Source organism: Kordia sp. E (assembly GCF_056033805.1).
In genome coordinates this window covers 476,624-500,506 of the sequence record NZ_JBRASR010000001.1, presented here as the reverse complement: position 1 = coordinate 500,506, position 23,883 = coordinate 476,624, and the positions used below count along the sequence as shown (strand labels likewise).

Below are 23,883 nucleotides of genomic sequence, written 5' to 3'. Positions count from 1 at the left end.
TTTTTACTATAAAATTTGTTACTAAGAAAAATATTATGATCTTTATCCATTCAAAACTCGTAGGAAACTATTAGTTAATCTTTCCCCTATTTTTTTAGAATTAAAATAATCAACTTCATGTGAGTGAGGACAGCGTAGCTTTGGTCTAAATCCAAGTTTGTATCATCATTATGGAACTATATTATTGGTTGATATTTATTGCGAAAATAGATTCATTCTACTGAAATATTACTACAAATACTCTTTCATACTACCTTTAAGAATTTAATACATCTCAAAAAAATTAATACATTTTTGAATACAAGTCTAGAAAATAAATTAATAGATAATTATTGGGTTAGTAAGCTAAAGTTATGCCCTATTATTAACGATAGTTCATTAACGCTGTTTAAGACGGAAGAACTTAGTATAAAAAAAGAAGAACTCTCTTATTTTAATAAACTTACTGCTAATAATAGCATTGTAGAATTTACAGTTCTTCTTACAATTTATAATATATTATTGGATCGTTATTTTGAACCGTCACATTTTATTGCTTCATCTGGAATAGCGAAGAATGAAGAAGTATTGTTATATAAAACTCAATCTGTTAAAGGGAAAGTTTTAAAACAATTTCTTAATGACGTTAAGAATGAAGTGCAAGAAGTATATAAATATTCAACGCATACGAGTAGTTCTGAAAGTAAGAACCCTTTTTATAAGTATGCTACTTTTGGTCTATCATTTAATGAAAATCTTTCTAGAAAAAGAACGCAGTTTCCTTTTTATCTAACCATTGATGAAAAGGAAGAAACTCTTTCTGTTTCAATTTCTTATGATGAAAATTTTACAACTGAATATGTTGCAAATCACTTTTTAGGAAATATAAAAGAATGGCTCATAAATCTTGAAGATTATATACCTCAGGAAATAGCTAAACTTTCTATTATATCTGAACAACAACGTGAAGAAATCCTATATTCATTTAATGATACTAGCGTTGATTATCCAAAAAATAAAACGTATCTCGATTTATTTTTAGCACAAGTAACAAAGTCTCCAGAAAATATTGCAGTAGTATTTGAAGATAAAAAGCTCTCTTATAAATATTTAGATGAACTATCAAATCAGTTTGCACATTATTTAAGGAATAATCACATCATTAATCCAGAGGATTTTATAGGTGTGAAGTTAGAGCGAAGCGATTGGCTTATTATTTCGTTTTTAGCAATATTAAAAACAGGAAGTGCATATGTGCCAATAGATTTAGCATATCCTAAAGAACGAATTGCCTTTATTGAATCTGATAGTCAATGTAAAATAATTATAGATGATTCAATTATTGATGACTTTAAAAACAAAAAAAATCAACCTACAACACTTCCGGAAGTTAACATGCTTGCCACAAATTTGGCGTATGTAATTTATACATCTGGCTCTACAGGAATTCCTAAAGGAACATTAATTGAACACAGAAATCTACTTAATTTATGTTTTTGGCACATCAAACAATATGATGTTAATGAGTCGAGTAGAGGAACATTATATTCAGGAATTGCCTTTGATGCTTCTATATGGGAAATGTGTCCTTATCTATTAACAGGAGCTACTCTATATCCTATTTCCGATCAAAGAATTCGTTTAGACATTCACGAATTAAAAACATATTTAAATAATCAGCAAATAACGCATAGTTATTTACCAACCACAATTTGTCATGAATTGGTTCATGAAGGTTTTGAATCAGATCAGCTTACAGTTTTAACTGGTGGAGATACTTTAAAGATAAAAAAAGCACCAAAATTTGCGCTATACAATAATTACGGTCCAACCGAAAATACGGTAGTTACTACTTTTTTTAATCTTCAAGATGACTATACATCTTCAATTCCGATAGGTAAGCCTATATCAAATACGCATTGTTATATTTTGGATGAGAATTTAGAAATTGTCCCAATTGGTATACCAGGAACGTTATATGCATCTGGTGCTGGTATAGCTAGAGGTTATTTAAACAACCCTGAATTAACAACGGAACGTTTTATCGCAAATCCTTTTGTAGAAGACGAGCGAATGTATAATACTGGAGATATTGCAAAATGGTTGCCCGATGGAAATATTGAGTTTTTAGGACGAAAAGATAGTCAGGTAAAAATACGAGGTCATCGTATTGAATTAGAAGAAATAGAAAATTCGATCATTCAATTTTCAGAAACGATTCAAAATGTTGTAGTGTGTGTAAAAGAAGTAGGAAAAGAAAAAGAATTGGTTGCTTATTATATTTCCAAAAAAGGGATTGAAAAACTAGCATTACATCATTTTCTTCAAGCAAAATTACCTTCATACATGATTCCGAAATATTATGTTGTTTTGGATGTGATACCATTAACGCCAAATGGTAAAATAGCTGTGAAATTACTTCCTGAAACAACTATAAATGATTTGGCTCAAAACAATTATGTAGCGCCACGGAATGAACTAGAAAAACAACTAACTGCTATTTGGCAAGAAGTATTGCATATTGAAAAAGTAGGCATCCAAGATAATTTCTTCGAACTTGGCGGACATAGTTTACTTATTGGTCAAATAATTAACAGAATCAATAAAGGATTAAACAAGAATATTACGTTTAAGTCTTTTTTCAAAAGTCCCACAATAGAAGAATTGAGTAAAAAACTATCAACGAGTGTTTACAATGCAATTCCTCAAACAATAATAAAACCATTTTATCCACTAACTACGTCTCAATATAGAATTTGGGTTTTAAGTCAGTTAGAAGGTGGGAATTTGGCATACAACATGTCTGGCGCAGTTACATTAAAAGGCGATTTAAATATTTTAAAATTTGAAGAAGCTTTTAACCTTTTAATAAAACGTCATGAAATATTAAGAACTAATTTTAGAGTTAATGAATTAGGAGACATACATCAATATATTGCGCAAGAAGATACATTTGAATTCCATCTTTTAGAAAAAGATATAGTGCTTCAACCAAAGGAGGAAATTGAACAACTTTTACATAAAGAACAACGGACTTCTTTTAATTTGGCAAATGGATTATTGCTAAGAGCAGCATTATTTAAAACTCAAAAAGGAGAACATTTGTTTTCATTAACCATGCACCATATTATTGGCGATGGTTGGTCTATGGAATTGTTGATATCTGAAGTCATTTCTACCTATAATGCTTTGGTTCAAAATGAGCGATATGATTTACCCAAATTAGAAACTCAGTATAAAGACTATGCAGTTTGGTTACAATCAGAATTAACTAAAAAGCATTACAAAGCAGCCGAAACTTACTGGCTTTCTCAGTTTCAAGGAATACTTCCAATTCTAGATTTACCAAGTTTTAAAAGCAGACCAAAAGTACAGACCTATAACGGAAATACACTAACTCATAGCTTTTCAGCATCTTTTTTGAAAAAGTTAAACATCTTTTCAAAATCAAAAGATGTTACTTTATTTATGACAATCATGTCTGGAATTAATACATTATTGTATCGGTATACAAACCAAAACGATATTATTGTAGGAACTCCAATAGCAGGAAGAGAACATCCAGATTTAGAAGGACAAATAGGATTGTATTTAAATACCTTAGCTATTCGAACAAACATAGAAGGATCTCATAGCTTTTTAGATGTTTTAGAACACCAAAAGCAAACGTTATTATCAGCTTACGAATATCAAAACTATCCTTTTGATGAATTGGTGAATAAGCTAAACTTACAAAGAGATACATCTCGTTCAGTATTATTTGATGTGATGGTCGTTTTACAAAATCAAGCGCAGCTTCATACTATAAAAACAGATAGGAACTTAGCAAATATCAAAGTTGAAGACTATCCAATGAATCGAAGTACTTCACAGTTTGATATAAGCTTTACGTTTGTAGAAAATGATGATTTAACACTTAGCATAGAGTACAATACTGATATTTATGATGTCTTTTTGATAGAACGTATGTTTACGCACTATGAAAATTTGATGATCGAAGCTATTGATCACCCAGAAGATTCAATAGCATCTTTAGCATATATTATTGAAAAAGAAAAGAAGCAATTACTGGAAGAATTTAATGATACTACTGTTGCATATCCAACAGAGAATACCATCATTGATTTATTTGAAGGACAAGTAGAAAAAACACCAGATCATATAGCGCTGGTATTTGAAAATAAGCAGTTAACATATACAGAACTTAATGAGCAAGCAAATCAATTAGCTCAATATCTAAGAGATACTTACACAATACAACCAAACGATTTTATAGGAATAAAATTAGACAGAAGTGAACAATTATTGGTCGCTATTTTTGGAATATTGAAATCAGGTGCTGCATATGTACCTATAGATATTAAATATCCACAAGAACGTATCGATTATATTGAAAAGGATAGTAATTGCAAGTTGGTTATAGATGCACAAGAGTTAGAAAGTTTCAACGTATCCAAAAGTGATTTTAGTGTTGAAAACCTGCAAAAAACGACCAGTTCAAATCATTTAGCGTATGTGATATACACTTCTGGAACTACAGGAAATCCTAAAGGTGTACTTATTAAGAATAGTAACCTTTCCGATTATTCATTGACGTTTAAAAACTACTTTGGACTTACAGAAAATGATAGTTTATTACAACAAGCAAGTATTTCTTTTGATACTTCTATCGAAGAAATATTTCCAATACTACTCAGTGGAGGAAAATTGGTTGTGATAAAAGAAAATAATGATTTCGATACATTGTTTAAGAAGTGTGAAGAACAACAAATATCACTTTTAAGCACCAATCCTTATGCGTTAGCATTTTTAAATCAACATTTAGCTCACTATCCATCTCTCAATTTTCGGGCTTTAATAAGTGGAGGCGATACGCTTAATTTTGAATACATTAATCATTTGTATGAAAATTATGAAGTTTACAATACTTACGGACCAACCGAAAGTACTGTTTGTACAACGTATCATAAAGTTGAATCTTACTCAAAAAAAGTACCTATTGGAAAACCTATTTCTAACAGAAAAGCATTCATTGTAAATGATGAGAATTGTTTGCAACCAATTGGCGTCGCTGGCGAATTGTGCATATCAGGTTTAGGTTTAGCGTCAGGATATTTAAATAAGAAAGAAATAACAAAAGAGAAATTTATCAATAACCCTTTTGTTGAAAATAGTGAAATGTATACATCTGGAGATTTAGCTAGATGGTTGCCCAATGGAACTATTGAATTTTTAGGTCGTAACGATCAGCAAGTCAAACTACGCGGTTATAGAATTGAATTAGGTGAAATAGAAACTGTACTAAAACAGTATGCTGAAGAAATAGAAAATGCTGTAGTTGCCGTAAAAGAAATCAATCAAGAAAAAGTATTAATTAGTTATTATATTTCTAGTAATCGTATAGATAAATTGAGCTTAAAGGAGTTTTTGCAAACGAAACTTCCTCAATATATGATTCCTGATTTTTATATGCAGTTAGACAGTTTTAAACTAACTCCAAACGGTAAAATTAATAGAAATGCATTGCCTATTATTTCGGGTGAAGATAGTATTCGAAAAACTTATATAGCCCCAAAAGAAGACATCGAAATAACGTTAGCCTCAATTTGGGAAGAAGTTCTTGGCATTGAAAAAATTGGAATCACAGATAATTTCTTCGAACTAGGTGGTCATAGTTTAAAAATTACAAAACTTCGAAATCTCGTCAATAAAAAATTCAATACAACCCTAAGTTTTAATGACTTCTTTATAGAAAGTACGATCAGGAATCAATCGAAACTTATAAAAAAGAGTACTAAATTCACATATCAAGACATTCCAAAATTAGCAAAGCAAGATAGTTATGTAGTATCATCTTCACAGCAAAGAATATGGATGTTAAGTCAGTTTGAAGGTGGAAATGTTGCATATAATATGCCTGGCGTTTTTGTTCTTGATGGAAATACAGACATTCAGGTAATGGAAAAAGCATTTCATTCACTCATTGAACGACATGAAGCTTTAAGAACTCGATTCAAACAAGATCCTATTACTGGAGAAATAAGACAAGTAATATGTTCTTTGGAAGAAAACAATTTTGAACTTTTATATGAAGAAACTAGGTTTTTAAATGCTTCAGAAAGTACACTAAAGGAACTAATTGAAACTGAAAGTAATTACAATTTTGACATATCTAACGAAAGTCTTTTAAGAGCTAAACTTATAAAAACAGAAGATAAAAAAATAGTTCTAATTTTTATAATACATCATATCATTAGTGATGGTTGGTCTTTAGGGATTATTACAAATGAATTATTCTCACTTTATAATGCATTCTTACACAAAGAAAAAAATCCTTTACAACCATTAGCCATACAATACAAAGAATATGCAGCATGGGAACAAAATCAATTAACATTAAGCAAAGCTAAAGAATCAAAAGAATATTGGGAAGTTCAATTTGAAGGAGAAATTCCAGTTTTAGAATTACCTACTACTAAAAAAAGAAAACCATATAAAACATATAGTGGGAAAATTGTTTCTCAGAAACTATCTAAAAATACTCTCAAGAAGTTTAACTCAGTATGTCAATCAAATAATAGTACGCTATTCATGGGGTTAATGACTGTTGTGAAATTTCTATTATATAAATACAGTAATCAAAATGACCTTATAATCGGAACACCAATTGCGGGAAGAGAACATGCGTTATTACAAAATCAAATAGGTATATACATTAACACATTAGCTTTAAGAACAAAATTTAAAGCGAATGATAGTTTTGAAACCTTACTTAAAAAAGTAAAAGAAACGACACTAGCTGCCTATGAACATCAGTTGTATCCTTTTGATAAATTGGTAAGTGATTTGCCTTTGCAACGAGACTTAAGTCGAAATCCATTATTTGATGTGATGGTTACCTTGCAAAACACAGATAATAATACAACAGCTACAAATACAATAGAAGGATTGCAAGTACATGAATATGTTAGTTCTGATACGGCAATGAGTAAATTTGATTTAGAATTTATTTTTGAAGAGAAGAATGACGAATTGGAGATCAATTTGCTATACAATTCAGCTATTTTTGATGCTACATTTATAGATGACTTACAAATGCACTTGACTATTGGAATTGAAAGTTGCATTGATAAACCTAATGAGTCATTATACAAACTTCCTTTTCTCACGTTAAAAGAGGAAACTCAATTAATTCATGAATTTAACGATACTGCACAAGAATACTCGAAAGAAAATACATTTTTAGATCACTTTAAAAAACAGGTCGCCAAGCAACCAAATGCAGTTGCCATTATTGATGAAACACAGCAATATTCGTATCAAGAATTAGATGTGCTTTCAACACAAATTGCAGCATATATAACTCTAAAATTTGATCACCAAAAAGATGCTTTAGGTGTACTTTTAGATCGTTCTGTGACTACAATTGCACTTTTATTAGGAATATTAAAATCTGGAAGATCATACATTCCGTTAGATCCAACATTTCCAATTGATAGGTTAAAATATATTATTAATCACAGTGGAATAAAAGCCCTTATTTGTTCGGAAGAACTATCAGAAATAACTACGGATGCAATAACGACACTCACAGTAAATGAAATTTTAGCAAACAGTAGTGATCTAGAGGAAACTATTGATGCTATTCCGAAAGGAAACGATACTGCTTATATTATATATACATCAGGTTCTACAGGGAATCCGAAAGGTGTTGAAGTTGGACATCGTTCATTGCTGAATTTTTTATTGAGTATTAATAAAACACCGGGAATTAAAAACACAGATATTTTATTTGCTGTCACTACGTACTCTTTTGATATTTCCATTCTTGAATTTTTTGCTCCTTTAATTTCTGGTGCAAGCGTTTATATTGTTAGTAATGAAACGTTGGTGGAACCAGAAAAAATAATGCACGAATTAGAAACGGTAAAACCAACAATAATTCAGGCAACGCCAAGTTTCTATCAACAATTATTTAACACAGGTTGGAAAGGTGATAAAGAGTTAAAAATATTATGCGGTGGAGACGCGCTGAGTGAATCTTTAGCTACTCAATTATTGGATGCTAATTTAGAACTTTGGAATATGTATGGTCCTACAGAAACTACGATTTGGTCAACTCTAAAAAAGATTGAAAAATCAAGTCAAGCTACGATCATCGGAAAACCTATTGCAAATACGGATATATACGTATTAGATGATTTTTTACAATTACAGCCCAAAGGAACCATTGGGAATCTATTTATTGGTGGTGATGGTTTGGCAAAAGGATATTTTAAACAAAAGGAATTAACAGCACAAAAATTTATAAAAAACCCTTTTGCGAAAGGATTTATATATGAAACGGGCGATGTTGTAAAATGGAACAAAGATAATGAACTTGTATTTTTAGGTAGAAATGATACACAAGTTAAAATTAGAGGATATCGTATTGAATTAGGCGATATTGAATCTAAAATGAATTTGATGGAAGTCATTGAAAAAGCTATTGTGGTTGCTAAAAAAGATCTTTCTGGTGATAGCATATTGACAGCCTATTTTACAAGTGAAAAAGATATAGATGTGAATCATTTACGCGCTCAATTAAAAGAAGTATTACCGTATTACATGATTCCATCTCAATTTATAAAACTTGCTACTTTTCCACTAACACCAAACAAAAAAATAGACCGTAAAGCACTAGTCAATTTAGATGATGTAAATTTAATATCATCTGTTGCTTTTATTCCAGCAAATACGGAAGTAGAAAAGAAATTAGTCGTTTTATGGCGCGAATTACTAGGCGTAGCACATATAGGAATCAAAGACAACTTCTTTGACTTAGGAGGACACAGTTTAAGCGTAGTTAAATTAATAGGTAAAATTCAAAAGGAGTTTTCAATAAAAATAACTGTAAACAAAATCTTTGAACATCCTATATTAGAAGAGCAATCACGCTTAATTGAAAATATACAAGTTGTGAGTCAAAACAATATGTTGGAAGACGAAGAAACAGAATTTGAAAATTTCTCTATATAATAAAAATCATTACACCAATCTTCAAGAAAATTTACATGAACAAAATTGTAACCATTTTAATACTCTTTATCAGTTTAACTGTAACTGCTCAAACTACAATTACAGGTACTGTCATAGAAAAAGAAACTAAAAACCCTTTAGAATTTGCAGAAGTTATACTATTGACGAATCAGTCTTCAGTTATAACAGGCGTTATTACTGATGCAAAAGGTGTATTTAAATTAAGTTCAAAAAAAGGAAACTACATATTACAAGTTGCATATGTTGGTCAAATATTATACACTAAAAATATAACTGTAACTGAAGAATCAATTGATTTGGGAACTATAGAAATTGTAAATTCCCAAGAGTTGGATGAAGTGCTCATTACGGCAAAAAAGAAATTAATTCAACGAAAAATAGATCGTTTAGTTTTTAACGTTGAAAATTCGTCAAAAGCATCTGAAGGTGATGCTTTAGAAGTTTTAAAAGTTACACCAGGTGTACGTGTGCAAAATGATAAAATTACGATGATCGGGAAAAGTAATCTTCAAGTTATGATAAATGATAAAATTGTACAATTATCAGATGAAGATTTAGCTAATTTTTTAAAATCGATTGCGTCAGAAGACATCAAAAACATAGAAGTTATAACAACGCCGCCTGCAAAATATGAAGCTTCAGGAAATAGTGGTTTGGTAAACATAACTTTAAAGCAAGCCAAAAAAGATTCATGGAATGCGCAGTTAAAATCATCATACACTCAACGCCGTTATGCAACTGGCGCTTTTGGAGGAAGTTTTAATTTTAATAAAAATAAATTTAGCATTGCAACTTCATTTAATTATAGTGATGGACCTTATTATCAAGAACAAGATGATTATGCGTTTTTCCCTGACGGAATTTGGTATACATCTTCGCCTTTTAAAGCAAATATTAAAAGAATAAACGGTAGAATAGATATCAACTATCAACTGACGTCAAATTGGACAATGGGCGGACAATACTTATACAACAAAACACCTGTATATGTTACAGACGCTCCATACACACCAGTTTTTGATTATGATACAAACGAAATAATAAGATCGCTTCAATCAGCTGGAACAATGGATTTGGCTCCAGAAATTCATTCTATAAATTACAATAATGAAGTTACCTTAGATACTTTAGGACGAAAAATAACTTTGAACTTAGATTATTTTACCTATAATAATCCCGACACTAAAACATACAATGGAGTTTCAATCATACAAAATCCGTTCGCAGAACAATTTTATAGAGGAACAAACACAAATAAGCAAGATGTAACAAATATATCTGCAAAATTAGATGTTGAATATCCTTTAAGTTGGATCGATTTAAGTTTTGGAGGAAAAATAACAAACTCAAAATCATTAAACGACATTTTATTTTTCAATAGTGGCTTAGTAGATAATCCAATTACCAACTTACCAATATCTCAAAATGATTTTGAATATGTGGAAGATATTCAGGCGTTATATATTTCTGCTAACAAAAAACTTAATGATAAATGGAATGCACAAATTGGATTAAGAATGGAAGCTACTCAAACAGATTCTAAATCTAACAATTTGAGTTTATCAACCAAAAATGATTATACCAAGCTTTTCCCTACATTCTATCTTTCTTATAACGCTTCGGAAAACTCAAACTTCTCATTCAATTATAGTAAACGTATTGAAAGACCTAGCTTTTTTGAATTGAATCCTAATATCTATTTTATCAATCCGTTTCAAACGATTGAAGGAAATGCATTTTTACAACCATCATTTGTTGATAATTTTGAATTAACAAATACGTATAAAAACTTTGTTACAAAGCTATATTACAGTTCTGAAGATAATTTGTTTTCACAAGTGCCATTACCAAATGCAACTACAAATATTATTCGTTTCACAAATGAAAACTTTATAAATACACAACGTTTTGGAATTTCTGAAAATTACACCTTTGATAAAGTATCATGGTGGTCTAGTAATAATAGTTTAGATGTAAATTATTCCAAATCAGAATTTAACTTAGCGGAAGCACAAGAAGATCAGAAAGGATTCAACGCAACGATTTCAACCTATAATGATTTCAATCTAAATACAGATAAAACAATACTTATGGGTGTTAATTACTGGTATAGTTTCCCTGGTGTAAATGGTATTTTTGATACCAAATCAGCAAGTTCATTATCACTATCCTTACAATTCTTATTGCTAAACAAAAACTTGAATGTTTCCTTAAGAGGAAATGATCTCTTTAAAACTTCAGCCGAAAGAACAACGACAACTGTTAATGGTGTATTTCAGACAGCTCGATATTACTACGACAGCAGATCATTTCAAGTATCTGTAAGTTATAAGTTTGGAAATAAAGATATCAAAGCCAAAAAACATAGTACTGGAAACGGAGATGAAAAAGGTAGAACAGGAAACTAGTACTAACAACTTTTCAAAATAAAACAATACGTGCGTGCTATACTAAAGTATGTGAACGTAAACTGATTATTTCTTTGACATAATGAACGATTTATTAAAAAAGCTACACAGCAAAAACATTAGGCTAAATCTAATTGAAAACCAGTTAGATATCAAAGCTCCGAAAGGAACAATGACTAAAGAGTTGTTGTCTGAAATTAGAGAGCATAAACAAGCGTTAATGTCTTTTATGGCTGAATATAAACCAGAAGCTGCTACACATATAACAATACCAAAAGCTGCTCATAAATCGTCTTATGTACTATCTTCTTCTCAATATCGATTATGGGTATTAGCGCAATTAGAAGACAACAATGGTGCATACAATATGCCGAGTCTCTTTTCATTAAAAGGCGCAATCAATATTCAAAATTTAGAAAAAGCATTTTTAAAACTTATTGAACGTCATGAAATATTACGAACAAACATTCGTGTTGAAAAGCAAACAGGAAGTCCTAAACAATTTATTACAGAAATTGATGCAAGTCGTTTTGCACTAAATTATATAGATATATCTGAAGAAAAAGAAGTCTCAAATACACTTCAAAATACTGTAGAAAAAGAAGTTAGTTATAATTTTGATTTAGGATCAGAAGCTTTATTTAGAGTTTCATTACTAAAAAAATCTGAAGATGATTACATTTTAATTTCTGTGATGCATCATATCATAAGCGATGGTTGGTCTTCTTCTATTCTGATTTCAGACTTATTTTCAGAATACCAATCAATTGCAAAAGAAGAAGATTCACAATTAAAACCTTTATCCATTCAATATAAGGATTTTGCAGTATGGCAACAATCTAATTTGAATAGTGCTAATTCTGAAACAAATAGAAAATATTGGTTAAATCAATTCAAAGAGGAAGTTCCAATAGTAGACATTCCAACATATAAATTAAGACCTGCTGTAAAAACATATAATGGTAAAACTATTGAAAAACATTTTAATTCAAATGTAATTCAAGATTTTAAAAAAGTATGTAAAACACAAAATGCGACCCTATTTATGGGCTTGCTCTCTGTAGTAAAGATATTGTTCTATAAATATACAAATCAAACAGATATTGTAATAGGAAGTCCTTTTGCAGGAAGAGAACATGCCGAACTCCAAAATCAAATAGGTTTTTATGTAAATACAATTGGTTTACGAACTTCATTTAAAAAATCAACTACTTTTAAAACACTTCTCAACCAAGTAAAGAAAACTACTTTAGAAGCGTATGCACATCAAGATTATCCATTTGATGAACTCATCAAAAACTTAGAACTTACAATTGATAGAAGCAGGAATCCTCTATTTGATAGTATGCTTACGGTTAATTCTGAAGAAGAAAATTCAAATGCATTTAATGTACTTGAGGATATCGTTATAGAAGAGATAACGCTTTCCGATGCAACAAGTAAATTTGATTTAGAATTTGTTTTTAAAGAAAGTAAACATAATAGTGATCTATTCATAACGTATAACACGGATATCTACAATGAAGACTTTATAAGTCAATTAACAAGTCATTTAGAAGTCATATTGGAAAGTATCATAGAAGATTCAGAATTAACTATTGCATCAATACCATATTTAACTGAAAAAGAAAAGACTACACTAATTGATAGTTTTAATGATACAAAAATAGATGCTAAGGATACTAACAAATCTTATATAGATGTATTTGAAGCGCAAGTAAAAAAGTTTCCAGAAAAAATTGCAGTCGTATTTGAAGAAAAACAGTTAACATATAAAGAATTAGATGAACTGTCAAATCAGTTTGCGCAGTATTTAATAACAAATTACACTATTGAATTAGAAGATTTTATAGGAGTTAAGCTAGAACGAAATGATTGGTTACTTGTTTCTTTTTTAGCAATATTAAAAACAGGAAGTGCATATTTACCAATAGATTTAGACTATCCGAAAGAGCGAATTGCTTTTATTGAATCTGATAGTCAGTGTAAAATAATTATTGATGATTCAATTATTGCTGAATTTAAAAACAACGCGAATCAACCAAAAACAAGACCACAAGTAAACATACAGGCTACTAATTTAGCCTATGTAATTTATACTTCTGGCTCTACAGGGATTCCCAAAGGAACATTGATTGAACACAGAAACCTTCTTAATTTATGTTTTTGGCATATTAATCAATATACTGTTAATGAATCTAGTAAAGGAACATTATATTCAGGAATTGCCTTTGATGCTTCTATATGGGAAATGAGTCCTTACCTGTTAGCAGGAGCTACCTTATATCCTATAGCTGACCAAGGAATTCGTTTAGATCTATCTAATTTAAAAACATTTTTAAACGATCAGAAAATAACGCATAGTTATTTGCCAACCACAATTTGTCACGAATTGGTTCATGAAGATTTTGTGTCAGATCAACTTACAGTCTTAACTGGTGGAGATGCTTTAAAAATAAAAAAGTCACCAAAATTTAAGCTATATAACAATTACGGTCCAACTGAAAATACGGTAGTCACAACTGCTTTTAATCTTCAAAATGAATATAAAAATTCAATTCCAATAGGTAAACCTATAGCGAACACAAGTTGTTATATTTTAAATGAAAATTTAGCAATTGTGCCAATTGGAATACCAGGAAAGTTATACGTATCTGGCGCTGGTGTTGCAAGAGGTTATTTGAATAATCCTGAATTAACAGCTGAGCGTTTTATAGCAAATCCTTTTATAAAAGGAGAACGCATGTATGATACTGGAGATGTCGCAAAATGGTTGCCAGATGGAAATATTGAGTTTTTAGGACGAAAAGATAATCAGGTGAAAATACGAGGTCATCGTATTGAATTAGAAGAAATAGAAAATACAATAATTCAGTTTTCAGATGACATTCAACAAGTTGTGTTACATGTAAAACAGGCAGGAAGTGAAAAAGAATTGGTCGCTTATTATACTTCCAAAAAAACACTTGAAAAATTGGCATTACATCATTTTCTTCAAGAAAAGTTGCCTTCATATATGATTCCGAAATATTATGTAGCTATCGATGAAATTCCATTAACAGCAAATGGAAAAATAAATATAAAATCACTTCCGGAAACAAGCATAACTGATTTGATTCAAAACAATTATGTAGCGCCACGAACTGAACTAGAAAAACAATTAGTTGCTATTTGGCAGGAAGTATTGAGTATTGAAAAAGTAGGAGTTCAAGATAATTTCTTTGAACTTGGCGGTCATAGTCTAATTGCTTCAAAATTAGTAAAAACCATTACGCAAGAAATTGGCTTAGAATATGGTATAAAAGAGGTGTTCCAATATCAAACTATAGAAGAGTTTATACGTCACCAACCTATAAAAGGAACACAAAGTGTCATTGAAAAAACTTCAGGTCCATTTCCGTTATCTCAAACACAATTACGATTATGGATTAATAGTCAACTAAGTGTCGATAAGAACAAGGATATTATTTTTATTAAAGGGAAATTAACGGAAGCATTCAACCTAGAAAAATTTACAATTGCGTTACATAAAGTACTCACACGACATGAAACACTTCGTTCAATATTCAAATACGATTCAAAATATACGGCAATTCAAGAAGTAGCTGAGTTGAATAATTTATCTGTAAAACAATTCATTGAAGAAATAGAACATGAAGAGCAAATAGATACTTCAGAAATTTCAAAATTAGACGTTCTTCCGCTCTTCAAACTGTATTTTATACAAAATGAATATGTGTGTTTATGTGTTCATCACATTATTTTTGATGGATTATCGTTCAACATATTTATGGAAGAATTATTTCATTATTATACAAATGAAAACGATTTACCTGAACTTCCTGTACAATACAAGCATTATTCAAAATGGGAACACAACCGCATTGAACAAAACGATCTTGATCCGCAAATTCTTTTTTGGCAAGAAAAATTAAAGCAGCCTATACCTTATTTTAAATATGCAAAACGAGATGAAATAAAATCTCATGCAAAAAAAGCATTGAGTAGAAGTCACAAAAATAATTTAGTTCCAGAACTATATGCTTCGATACAAAAGTTCTGTAAAGAAATTAAACTTACTGAGCATGCTTTTTTTCAGACAGTTCTAAAAATCACAATGTATAAGCTCAGCAATCAGGAAGATTTAATTATCGGACATTATACTGAAACAAGAAATACTGCCGACTTAGACAAACTCATCGGTGTATTTTTAAATGTGTTACCAATACGATCTCAAATAAATACAGAAAATAGCTATTTGAAATTATTAGTAGAAACTCAAAATGAAATTGTTGAAGCACACGAAAACAAAAATGTTCCTTTTAATATTCTATTAAAAAAATTGGAGCTTACTGCTTTTTCTCCTTATAGTTTTCCGTTAATAGATGTTTTTATGTCATACAATAATATAACATACAACAATCCTTTTGCGGCACTTATTGAATTTGAAGATGCAGACGTTTCTAAATATACAAGCGCTGATTATTCAATGCATCTAAACGTATCAAAAACAGCATTTGAGTATAAATTATCATGGGATTACAATGAAGAAATATATTCACCAAAGTGGATTGAAAAATGGCATAACAATTATGTTGAATTAATTAAAAAAATAATAAAAACTCCCAATCAAAAAATATAAAAGAAATCTAGTTTATGAAGAATTTAAAAAATGATTTTATTCAGTTTTCAGCAGAAACTTTAGAAATAAATGAAATAGAAGCTGATGTTAGTTTTATGGAAATGGGATTAAATTCCATTCAAATTATCAAATATATTAATCAAATAAATCAAGATTACGATAAAAGTTTGACTATCGTAGATCTTATGGAAAATGATACGCTAGATAAATTATTCCAAAAAATTGACGAAAATGAATAAAGCAAATCAAGTATCGTTTGCACAAAGGAGACTTTGGCTTTTACATCACTTTGAGGAAGAATCTACAGCATACAATGTCATCAATGCTTTTACGATCAGTGGTTCATTAGATGAAGTATTGTTGAAGAATTCTGTGTCATTTATGTTTGAAAGACATGAAATATTTAGAACAGCGATCTTAGAAACATCTGATGGATTAATACAAAGAGTACATCCAAATGTACTGGTACATATTGAAGAGGCCGATTTTACAGAAGTACATGAAGAAGAAAAAGACGCAAGAGCTAAATCTTTCTTCATGGAAATTGCAAACCATTCTTTTGATTTGGCATCGCCACCATTAGCCAATTTTGGACTTATAAAACTAGAAGAAGATCAATCTATTTTTATAATAAACATACATCACATTATTACTGATGGTTGGTCTCAAAAAATATTCTGTGAAGAATTATTTCAAACATATAATAACTTAGTAGCACAACAAGAAGTTAATTTACCTGAGGTTATAGGAAGTTATATAGAATTTACCAATGAAAATAATGCGGTTATTCAATCGTCCAAAGATACACTGCGAAACTATTGGATTCAAAAGTTACAGGATAAACCTTCGCTCATTGAACTTCCGTTCGATAAACTAAGGAAAAGTGTCCAAACATTCAATGGAAAACGTATTCAATTTAAGGTAAGTGCTGATGTAGAAACACAGATAACGGCGCTCATTAAGAAGTTTAAATTTGGAACGAGTTATTCGTTTTATATGACTGTGTTTAAAATACTACTGTATAAAATATCAGGACAAAAAGAGCTCGTGATTGGCGCACCAGTTTTTGGAAGAAATAATTCAAAATACTTTAATACTATTGGTTTTTTCGCGAATACAGTTGTGTTTAGAACATCATTAAAAAACACTGAAACTTTTGCCGAATACCATAAAAAAGTATTTACGGAAATTATGTATTCTATTTCGCATCAAGAGTATCCTTTTGATTTAATAGTTGAAGAATTGTTTTCAGACAGAGATATTAGTACATCACCTGTATTTAATGTAATGGTTGCTTATAACAATACGTTTACAGATACAACACCAACGAAATTTTCTCCTGGAGAACTAAGCATTAGTGAATATCAGCACTCAATGGAATACAACATGAGTAAGTTTGATATGACATTCTTTATCAATGATGATGATGACGAAAAATTGATAACATTAGAATACAATACAGATTTATTTGAAGAAAAAACGATTCTCAATTTCATTGCTAACTTTGAAGTATTGCTTCATGAAATCATACAAAATCCTTTTGATGCTATCGGTGATTATTCATGTCTATCAACAATTGATCAAGCTTTAATAGTAGAAAATAGCGCGACTAAAAACCCGCTTAAACATCAGAATATTTTAGAAGCAATTAAAGTCAATGTAACTGAAAATCCACATAAAAATGCAGTTGTATATGGAGAACATTCGCTTAGCTATAAAGAGTTGGACACACTTTCCAATGCACTTGCAAACTATTTAATCAATGAAATAAAAGTAAAAAACGGAGAAGTCATTGGAGTTTCTTTAGATAGATCTACAAATATGCTGGTTGCTATGCTTGCAATCCTAAAAACACGTACCGCATATTTAGCTTTAGATCCATACTATCCAAAAGATAGAGTACATCATATTCTTGAAGATAGTCAAGTGAAAACCATCATTACTGACACTGCTAATGTCAATCTATTTGACACATCATATCAGGCCATTAACATGGATGATTTGGACTTAAATGATGATGTAGAGTTAGCAGTATCTGGAAATGCTTTAAATGATATTTTATATGTAATATACACATCAGGGACTTTAGGTTTGCCTAATGGAGCAATGCTTTCGCATGGAACCTTATTAAACTTGATTGAATGGCAAATGTATGACACCACAATTGATGCTTCCAAAAATGTACTTCAATTTACATCGATCAATTTCTGTGTTTCATTTCAGGAAATATTCATAACACTTTGCTCAGGAGGAACAGTTCATCTCATTGATGAAATGAAAAGACAAGACATTAACTATCTAATAAATTTCATAGATGCGAATAAAATTAATGTGCTGTATCTTCCATTCTCGTACCTAAACTTTTTATTTAATGAAATAAAAAATACCGAATTTGGAACAAGTTTAGAACACATTATTACTGCTGGTGAACAATTGAAAATTTCTTCTGGTTTAAAGAAATATATAGAAGAACATAAAAACTTAAAAATTCACAATCACTACGGTTCTTCAGAAATGCATGTAGTTTCTGCATATACAATAGATCATAAAAATCTAAATGCAGAAAGACCTCCTATTGGGAATCCAATTACAAACATAGGAATATTTATTGTCGATGAAGACAATCAGCCAGTTCCACAAGGAAGTTGGGGAGAATTGCATGTTGAAGGTTGCTTTGAAGTTGATGGTTATATCAATAATAAAGAACTTACAGAGAAAAAAGTATTGCATGTTCCTGAAATTACAATAACGAACAAAAAACTATATAAAACGGGCGATATTGGTCGATTCAATAGCGTCGGAAATATAGAATTGAAAGGAAGAAAAGATAGTCAAATAAAAATAAGAGGATTTAGAGTAGAATTAGGGGAAATAGAAAATATTCTACTTTCATATACAGGAATAAATAATTGTGTTGTAGTAGCTCAAGGTGATGAAGAGAATAAAAGGTTAGTAGCCTATATTGAAAGTGCGCTAAACATATCTGAAATTAAGCTAAAGCTAAAAAGTAGTCTTCCAAACTACATGGTGCCGTATATTCATTTGATAGATAAAATACCATTAATGCCAAATGGTAAAACAGATCGATCACAATTACCAGAAGTTAAAATTACATCAGAAAAAGAAGTTGTGATGCCAAAAACACTTCAAGAAAAACAATTTCATGCCCATTGGAAAGAAATTTTAAAAAATGATGACTTCGGAATCACAGATAATTTTTTCGAAATAGGAGGAAACTCATTATTAGCAATTAGGCTAACTTCAAAAATAAAAGAAGAATTAAATGTTGACATTCCATTAATCAATATATTTCTATATCCTACTATTGCTGAACTAATTGAATACATATCTCAAAATGCTGCTAAATTGCATATACATACATCGTTAAAAGTATTTACACCAACGATAAACACTAAAAAAGATATCATGCTGTTTATTCCGCCAGTTTCTGGAGATTTATCGCAGATGACTTCCTTGATTACTTACTATTCAAAAGAACTCAATTGTATAGGGTTAGAATACCCAAATTCATATGATCCTAAAATAAATTCTATTGAGGAATTCTGTGAAATTTATAAAAAAGAATTCCAAGAAATCAAATTTGATTCAACTCAAAAAATATACATCATTGGATATTCTATGGGAACACAAATAGCATATGAGTTAAGCAAATGGTTAAGTGAAAAATTTGAAACGCAACTCGTCCTAATTGATAGTATTCCTGCAAAAGGTACTTTAGCATTATCAGAAGAAACTGCGATGAAGCAGAATATTAGAAAACATATTCTTAACTTCGAGGAGCTTTCTGAAAAAGAAATTACGCTATTCACAAATAAAATATTTGAAAACTTAAAAATACTTTCAAAATATAATGCTGAAGCTATAATAGACTGTGATATGTTGGCAATTGCTTCTGAAGAAAATAGCATAGAGATAAAAAAATGGAATGAATTTACTAGTGGAAAATTTGAAGCGCATGTAATCGCTGGAACAAATCATTTCAATATCATGAATAATGATAAAGAACTCATTAAAATTATTGAAAATGCAATCACTGTTTTACAATAAAATTAATTTACAGCAACAACACGTTCGTATAGAATCGTTCTCAGAAGATGATTTCTTTGAACTAAAAGTAATAGGTGTCAACCCGAAACTTTGGCGCTATATGAGTTCTCAATACACGACACCGGAAACCATAGAAAAACACTTGTATTCATTTCTGGAAAACCACAAAGAAGGAAGCATGATTCCAGTATGTATAAAAGACAATAGCACACAAAAAGCAATTGGAATGACATGCATTGGAAATATAAACAGTGAAAAAAATGAAGTAGAATTAGGTTGGACATGGATTGATGAAGCTTATCAAAAAACAAGCGCAAATAGAATCGTGAAATTACTGATGCTAAATTATATTTTCAATGAGCTAAACTGCGACAAAGTTGTATTTAGAGTAAATGAAAAAAATAATATTTCGATGCTTTCTTTGGAAAAAATTGGGGCATCGTTTAATGGAATCACAGAAATACATTTGCCAGAAAAAAAGAAATCTATAGGTGTAGCAAACTATTTTATACAAAAAAGTACTTGGAAATCTTCTTTAGAAACAAGACTCCAAAAAATGATTACTGCTTATAATTCATAAGGATGATGAACTTTAATTTTGAAGACGACTATACAATCGAAGATGAAGTGGTAAAACTATCGCCACTTCGCATCGAATCCTACACAGAGTTAAAGGAAATTGCCTTTGAACCTGAACTGTGGACATATGCGCCGCCTGAAATTAAAAATGAAGAAGATTTAAAAAATTACATACAATCAACTGTTCACAACAGAGCACAAAAAAAAGAATATCCATTCATAGTTTTTGACAAGCGAACACAAAAATATGCTGGCGTAACAAGGTTATTTGAAATAAATACCACGATCAAAGCATTAAGAGTTGGTTACACTTGGTACGGCAAAGAATTTCATGGAACAGGCGTAAACAAACATTGTAAATATTTATTATTTGAATTTATTTTCGAAAAGTTAGGCTTTGAACGAATTGGGCTTGGTGCACATGCTGAAAACAAAAGAAGTATTGCTGCTATGAAAAGTGTTGGATGCAAACAAGAAGGTGTTTTTCGAAACCTATTTCCTGCAGTTGCTACCAACGGAAGAGCTGATGCAGTTTTACTAAGCATCTTAAGAGATGAATGGCTAACCACAGAAAAGAAGTCCTTACAAAAGAAACTAGTTTCTAAAAACTAGTACATACACACTACATTTTATATCACAAAAACAATTATAAATGATCAAACATCTTGATTTTATAGTTCCCAAAGATAGGCTCTCAACCCAAAAAATCTTTGAGGAAGCTTTACAGAATAACAAGCTTCCAGAAGTATTTTCAACTGCCGAAGAAGGAACTGCATTTTTCAATGAAACGCTAAATCTAAAAGATGTTGCAATCGCAAAATCATTTAGTGAAACAGAAATGCTGCTTACATTGATTGATCGTTTTTTCGATCGGGAAATAGTCTCAAAAAGTGAAATTGATTTGCTCATCTTAATTGGAGATGATGTGAAATCGGGAAATAGACAAAAAAATGTAGCACACTACATTCAACATCATTGCAAGCTAGAAAACTCGGACATATTAGTAGTATCGGGAAATCATTGTTCAAACATAGAACACGCAATAATTCTTGGTGAAAACTTACTAAAAGCAGAAGCAAATGAAAATATTCTAATTCTGGGAGTCAATAAATTACAAAATAATGAAGATCGAATTGTTGGGAATTATGGAATTCATGGTGATGGAGCAGGACTTATTTATTTAAATAAAGACGAAGCAGACGGAATAAGCATTCTAGGAAAAAGTAAGTATACCAATGGAATTCTACATAAAGCTGACATGAATGAGAATAACTCTTTTCTTCTCTGCAAAAATTACATTACATGCATTTCAAAACTCATGAAATCGAATGAAATAAAGCCAGATAGTATATCAAAGATAATTGTTCAAAATGCAAATTATCTATTAATAGATCAATGCTTAGGTAGTTTTAAGTTTAAAAAAGAACAACTATTTCTTGATAACATAGGACAATTTGGACATTTAGATTGTATCGATTTCATCATAAATCTAAAATCAATACTAGATGAAAAACCTGCTTTGAATTCCACATTTATATCATTTGGAACTGGTTGGGCTGGTTCTAACATTGCATTACACTTACAATTAAAATAATTGACAACATTTTGAATACATCCATAAACAACCTAATAACTGGAATGAAATCCAGTACAGGAAAATTGATCACATACCAAGGAAGAAAACGAATAGATCTCAATTTCCACGATTTGTATCCAATGGTATTAAATGCCGTAGCATACTTGGGAAAATGTGGTTTAAAAAGCGGAGATACCGTTGGTGTTATTAGTAAAAATAACCTTTCGTGGGTTCTTGCAGATTTGGCTTGTATCTATAAAGGAATTAAAATTTTAGCATTAGATAGCGATTCAAATCTTGCCAAGTTTCAAGAAAAAAACATGTCTATTTCGGCAATGTTAGTTTCCAAAGATTACAAAAGAGAATCAACAGAAAGTAATCATATTTCATACATTACACTTGAAGATTTAATCATAGAAAAAACAGTTCCTGAAGAAGGAAAAAGTAAACCGCATCAATTTCAAGGAAAAGATGTGCTCTCGTACAAATCTACATCTGGAAGTACTGGGTTTCCTAAAATAATAGGTGCTTCAGTACAAGGTGTCGAAAATTCTATTCATTGCGTACAAGAAATATTTAAACATTCGGAAAAAGATATATTATTAGTTTTTTTACCGCTCAATTTGCTACAACAACGCTATTGGTTGTATTCAGCGATTCTATTTAACCTTACAATTGTTATAGTACCAAAAGAATATTTCTTTATGGCATTACTGCAAGAATCTCCAACGGTTATAATGGGAGTTCCATACATTTATGAAATTATAGCTACCACATATAAAAAGACCATTGCAAAAAATGAACGTTTACAAATTGATTATGAAAATCATTTAAAAGAGACATCTACTACAAAGCCTTTTGAACCTTTTATGGAATATTTAGGAGGAAATATAAACTATTTGTGGACTGGTTCGGCTCCTATAGCTGCTGACGTATTATCATTTTATTTAAAAATGGGAATTCCTTTATATCAAGGATATGGCATGAATGAAACCTGTATAATATCAAAGAATTATCTAAATAATAACAAAATAGGTAGTGTAGGTAAACTTTTCCCAAACATAGAACTCAAGTTTGATGCTCAAAATCAAATTCTAATAAAAAATAAATATCCTGTCTGTGAAAATTATACGATAGCTTCTTTAGAAGACTGTCAACAATTTTTTGTGGATGACAACTATATCGCAACAGGTGATACTGGTTATTTGGATGAAGAAGGTTATTTGTTCATCAATGGAAGACAAAAAGAAATGATTGCGTTATCCAGTTCAAAAAAGATTTTTCCTAGCGCATTAGAGTCTAAAATTATAGAGTCTGAAGAAATTGAAAACTGTGTTTTTTTTGGTGATAATAAACCTTATTTAACAGCTTTAATTCTGCCAAGTTCAGCAAAAATTTCTCATGAAAATGTTGAAGTTATTATTGCTAATTACAACGAACAAGTTGCTCCTGAAGAAAAGGTTTTCAAGTTTTTCTTGACACATGAAAAGTTTTCTGAGAAGAATAATCTGTTAACAAATCAGCACAAAATAAAAAGGAATAAAATAATAGAAAAATACAAAGAACAATTTGAATCTCTTTACACATCATAA

Annotated in this window: 9 protein-coding genes; all 9 read left to right on the top strand. The window is 30.3% G+C overall.

Annotated elements, in window-relative coordinates; genetic code table 11:
• Window positions 1–294 precede the first annotated feature (294 nt).
• The 9 genes from ACUUYC_RS02375 to ACUUYC_RS02335 all read left to right on the top strand — a co-directional run bounded on the left by ACUUYC_RS02375 (window position 295) and on the right by ACUUYC_RS02335 (window position 23,883).
• A complete protein-coding gene (locus ACUUYC_RS02375; protein WP_474263420.1) occupies window positions 295–8,997 on the top strand; it encodes a non-ribosomal peptide synthetase in 8,703 nt (2,900 codons plus the stop codon).
• A 35-nt stretch (window positions 8,998–9,032) separates the two neighbouring features.
• On the top strand, window positions 9,033–11,426 hold the full coding sequence (locus ACUUYC_RS02370) for a TonB-dependent receptor (RefSeq protein WP_474263418.1): 2,394 nt from the start codon (window positions 9,033–9,035) through the stop codon (window positions 11,424–11,426).
• A gap of 82 nt (window positions 11,427–11,508) precedes the next feature.
• Window positions 11,509–16,068 carry an amino acid adenylation domain-containing protein gene (locus ACUUYC_RS02365; RefSeq protein WP_474263415.1) on the top strand — a complete coding sequence of 1,520 codons (4,560 nt, stop codon included), beginning with the start codon at window positions 11,509–11,511 and terminating at the stop codon, window positions 16,066–16,068.
• A gap of 14 nt (window positions 16,069–16,082) precedes the next feature.
• Complete coding sequence (locus ACUUYC_RS02360; RefSeq protein WP_474263413.1) at window positions 16,083–16,307, top strand: acyl carrier protein; 225 nt, start codon at window positions 16,083–16,085, stop codon at window positions 16,305–16,307.
• The gene (locus tag ACUUYC_RS02355) at window positions 16,300–20,136 is read left to right on the top strand and encodes a non-ribosomal peptide synthetase (protein ID WP_474263411.1); all 3,837 of its coding nucleotides are present in this window, start codon (window positions 16,300–16,302) and stop codon (window positions 20,134–20,136) included. Before ACUUYC_RS02360 ends, ACUUYC_RS02355 begins: the two co-directional genes overlap by 8 nt.
• A complete protein-coding gene (locus ACUUYC_RS02350) occupies window positions 20,114–20,716 on the top strand; it encodes a GNAT family N-acetyltransferase (RefSeq protein ID WP_474263409.1) in 603 nt (200 codons plus the stop codon). Before ACUUYC_RS02355 ends, ACUUYC_RS02350 begins: the two co-directional genes overlap by 23 nt.
• Window positions 20,717–20,718: 2 nt before the next feature.
• Window positions 20,719–21,327 carry a GNAT family N-acetyltransferase gene (locus ACUUYC_RS02345; protein ID WP_474263407.1) on the top strand — a complete coding sequence of 203 codons (609 nt, stop codon included), beginning with the start codon at window positions 20,719–20,721 and terminating at the stop codon, window positions 21,325–21,327.
• Between the two features lie 40 nt (window positions 21,328–21,367).
• Window positions 21,368–22,309 (top strand): beta-ketoacyl-[acyl-carrier-protein] synthase family protein, encoded by a 942-nt coding sequence (locus ACUUYC_RS02340; protein ID WP_474263405.1) that lies wholly within the window; start codon window positions 21,368–21,370, stop codon window positions 22,307–22,309.
• A gap of 44 nt (window positions 22,310–22,353) precedes the next feature.
• Window positions 22,354–23,883 (top strand): AMP-binding protein, encoded by a 1,530-nt coding sequence (locus ACUUYC_RS02335; RefSeq protein ID WP_474263403.1) that lies wholly within the window; start codon window positions 22,354–22,356, stop codon window positions 23,881–23,883.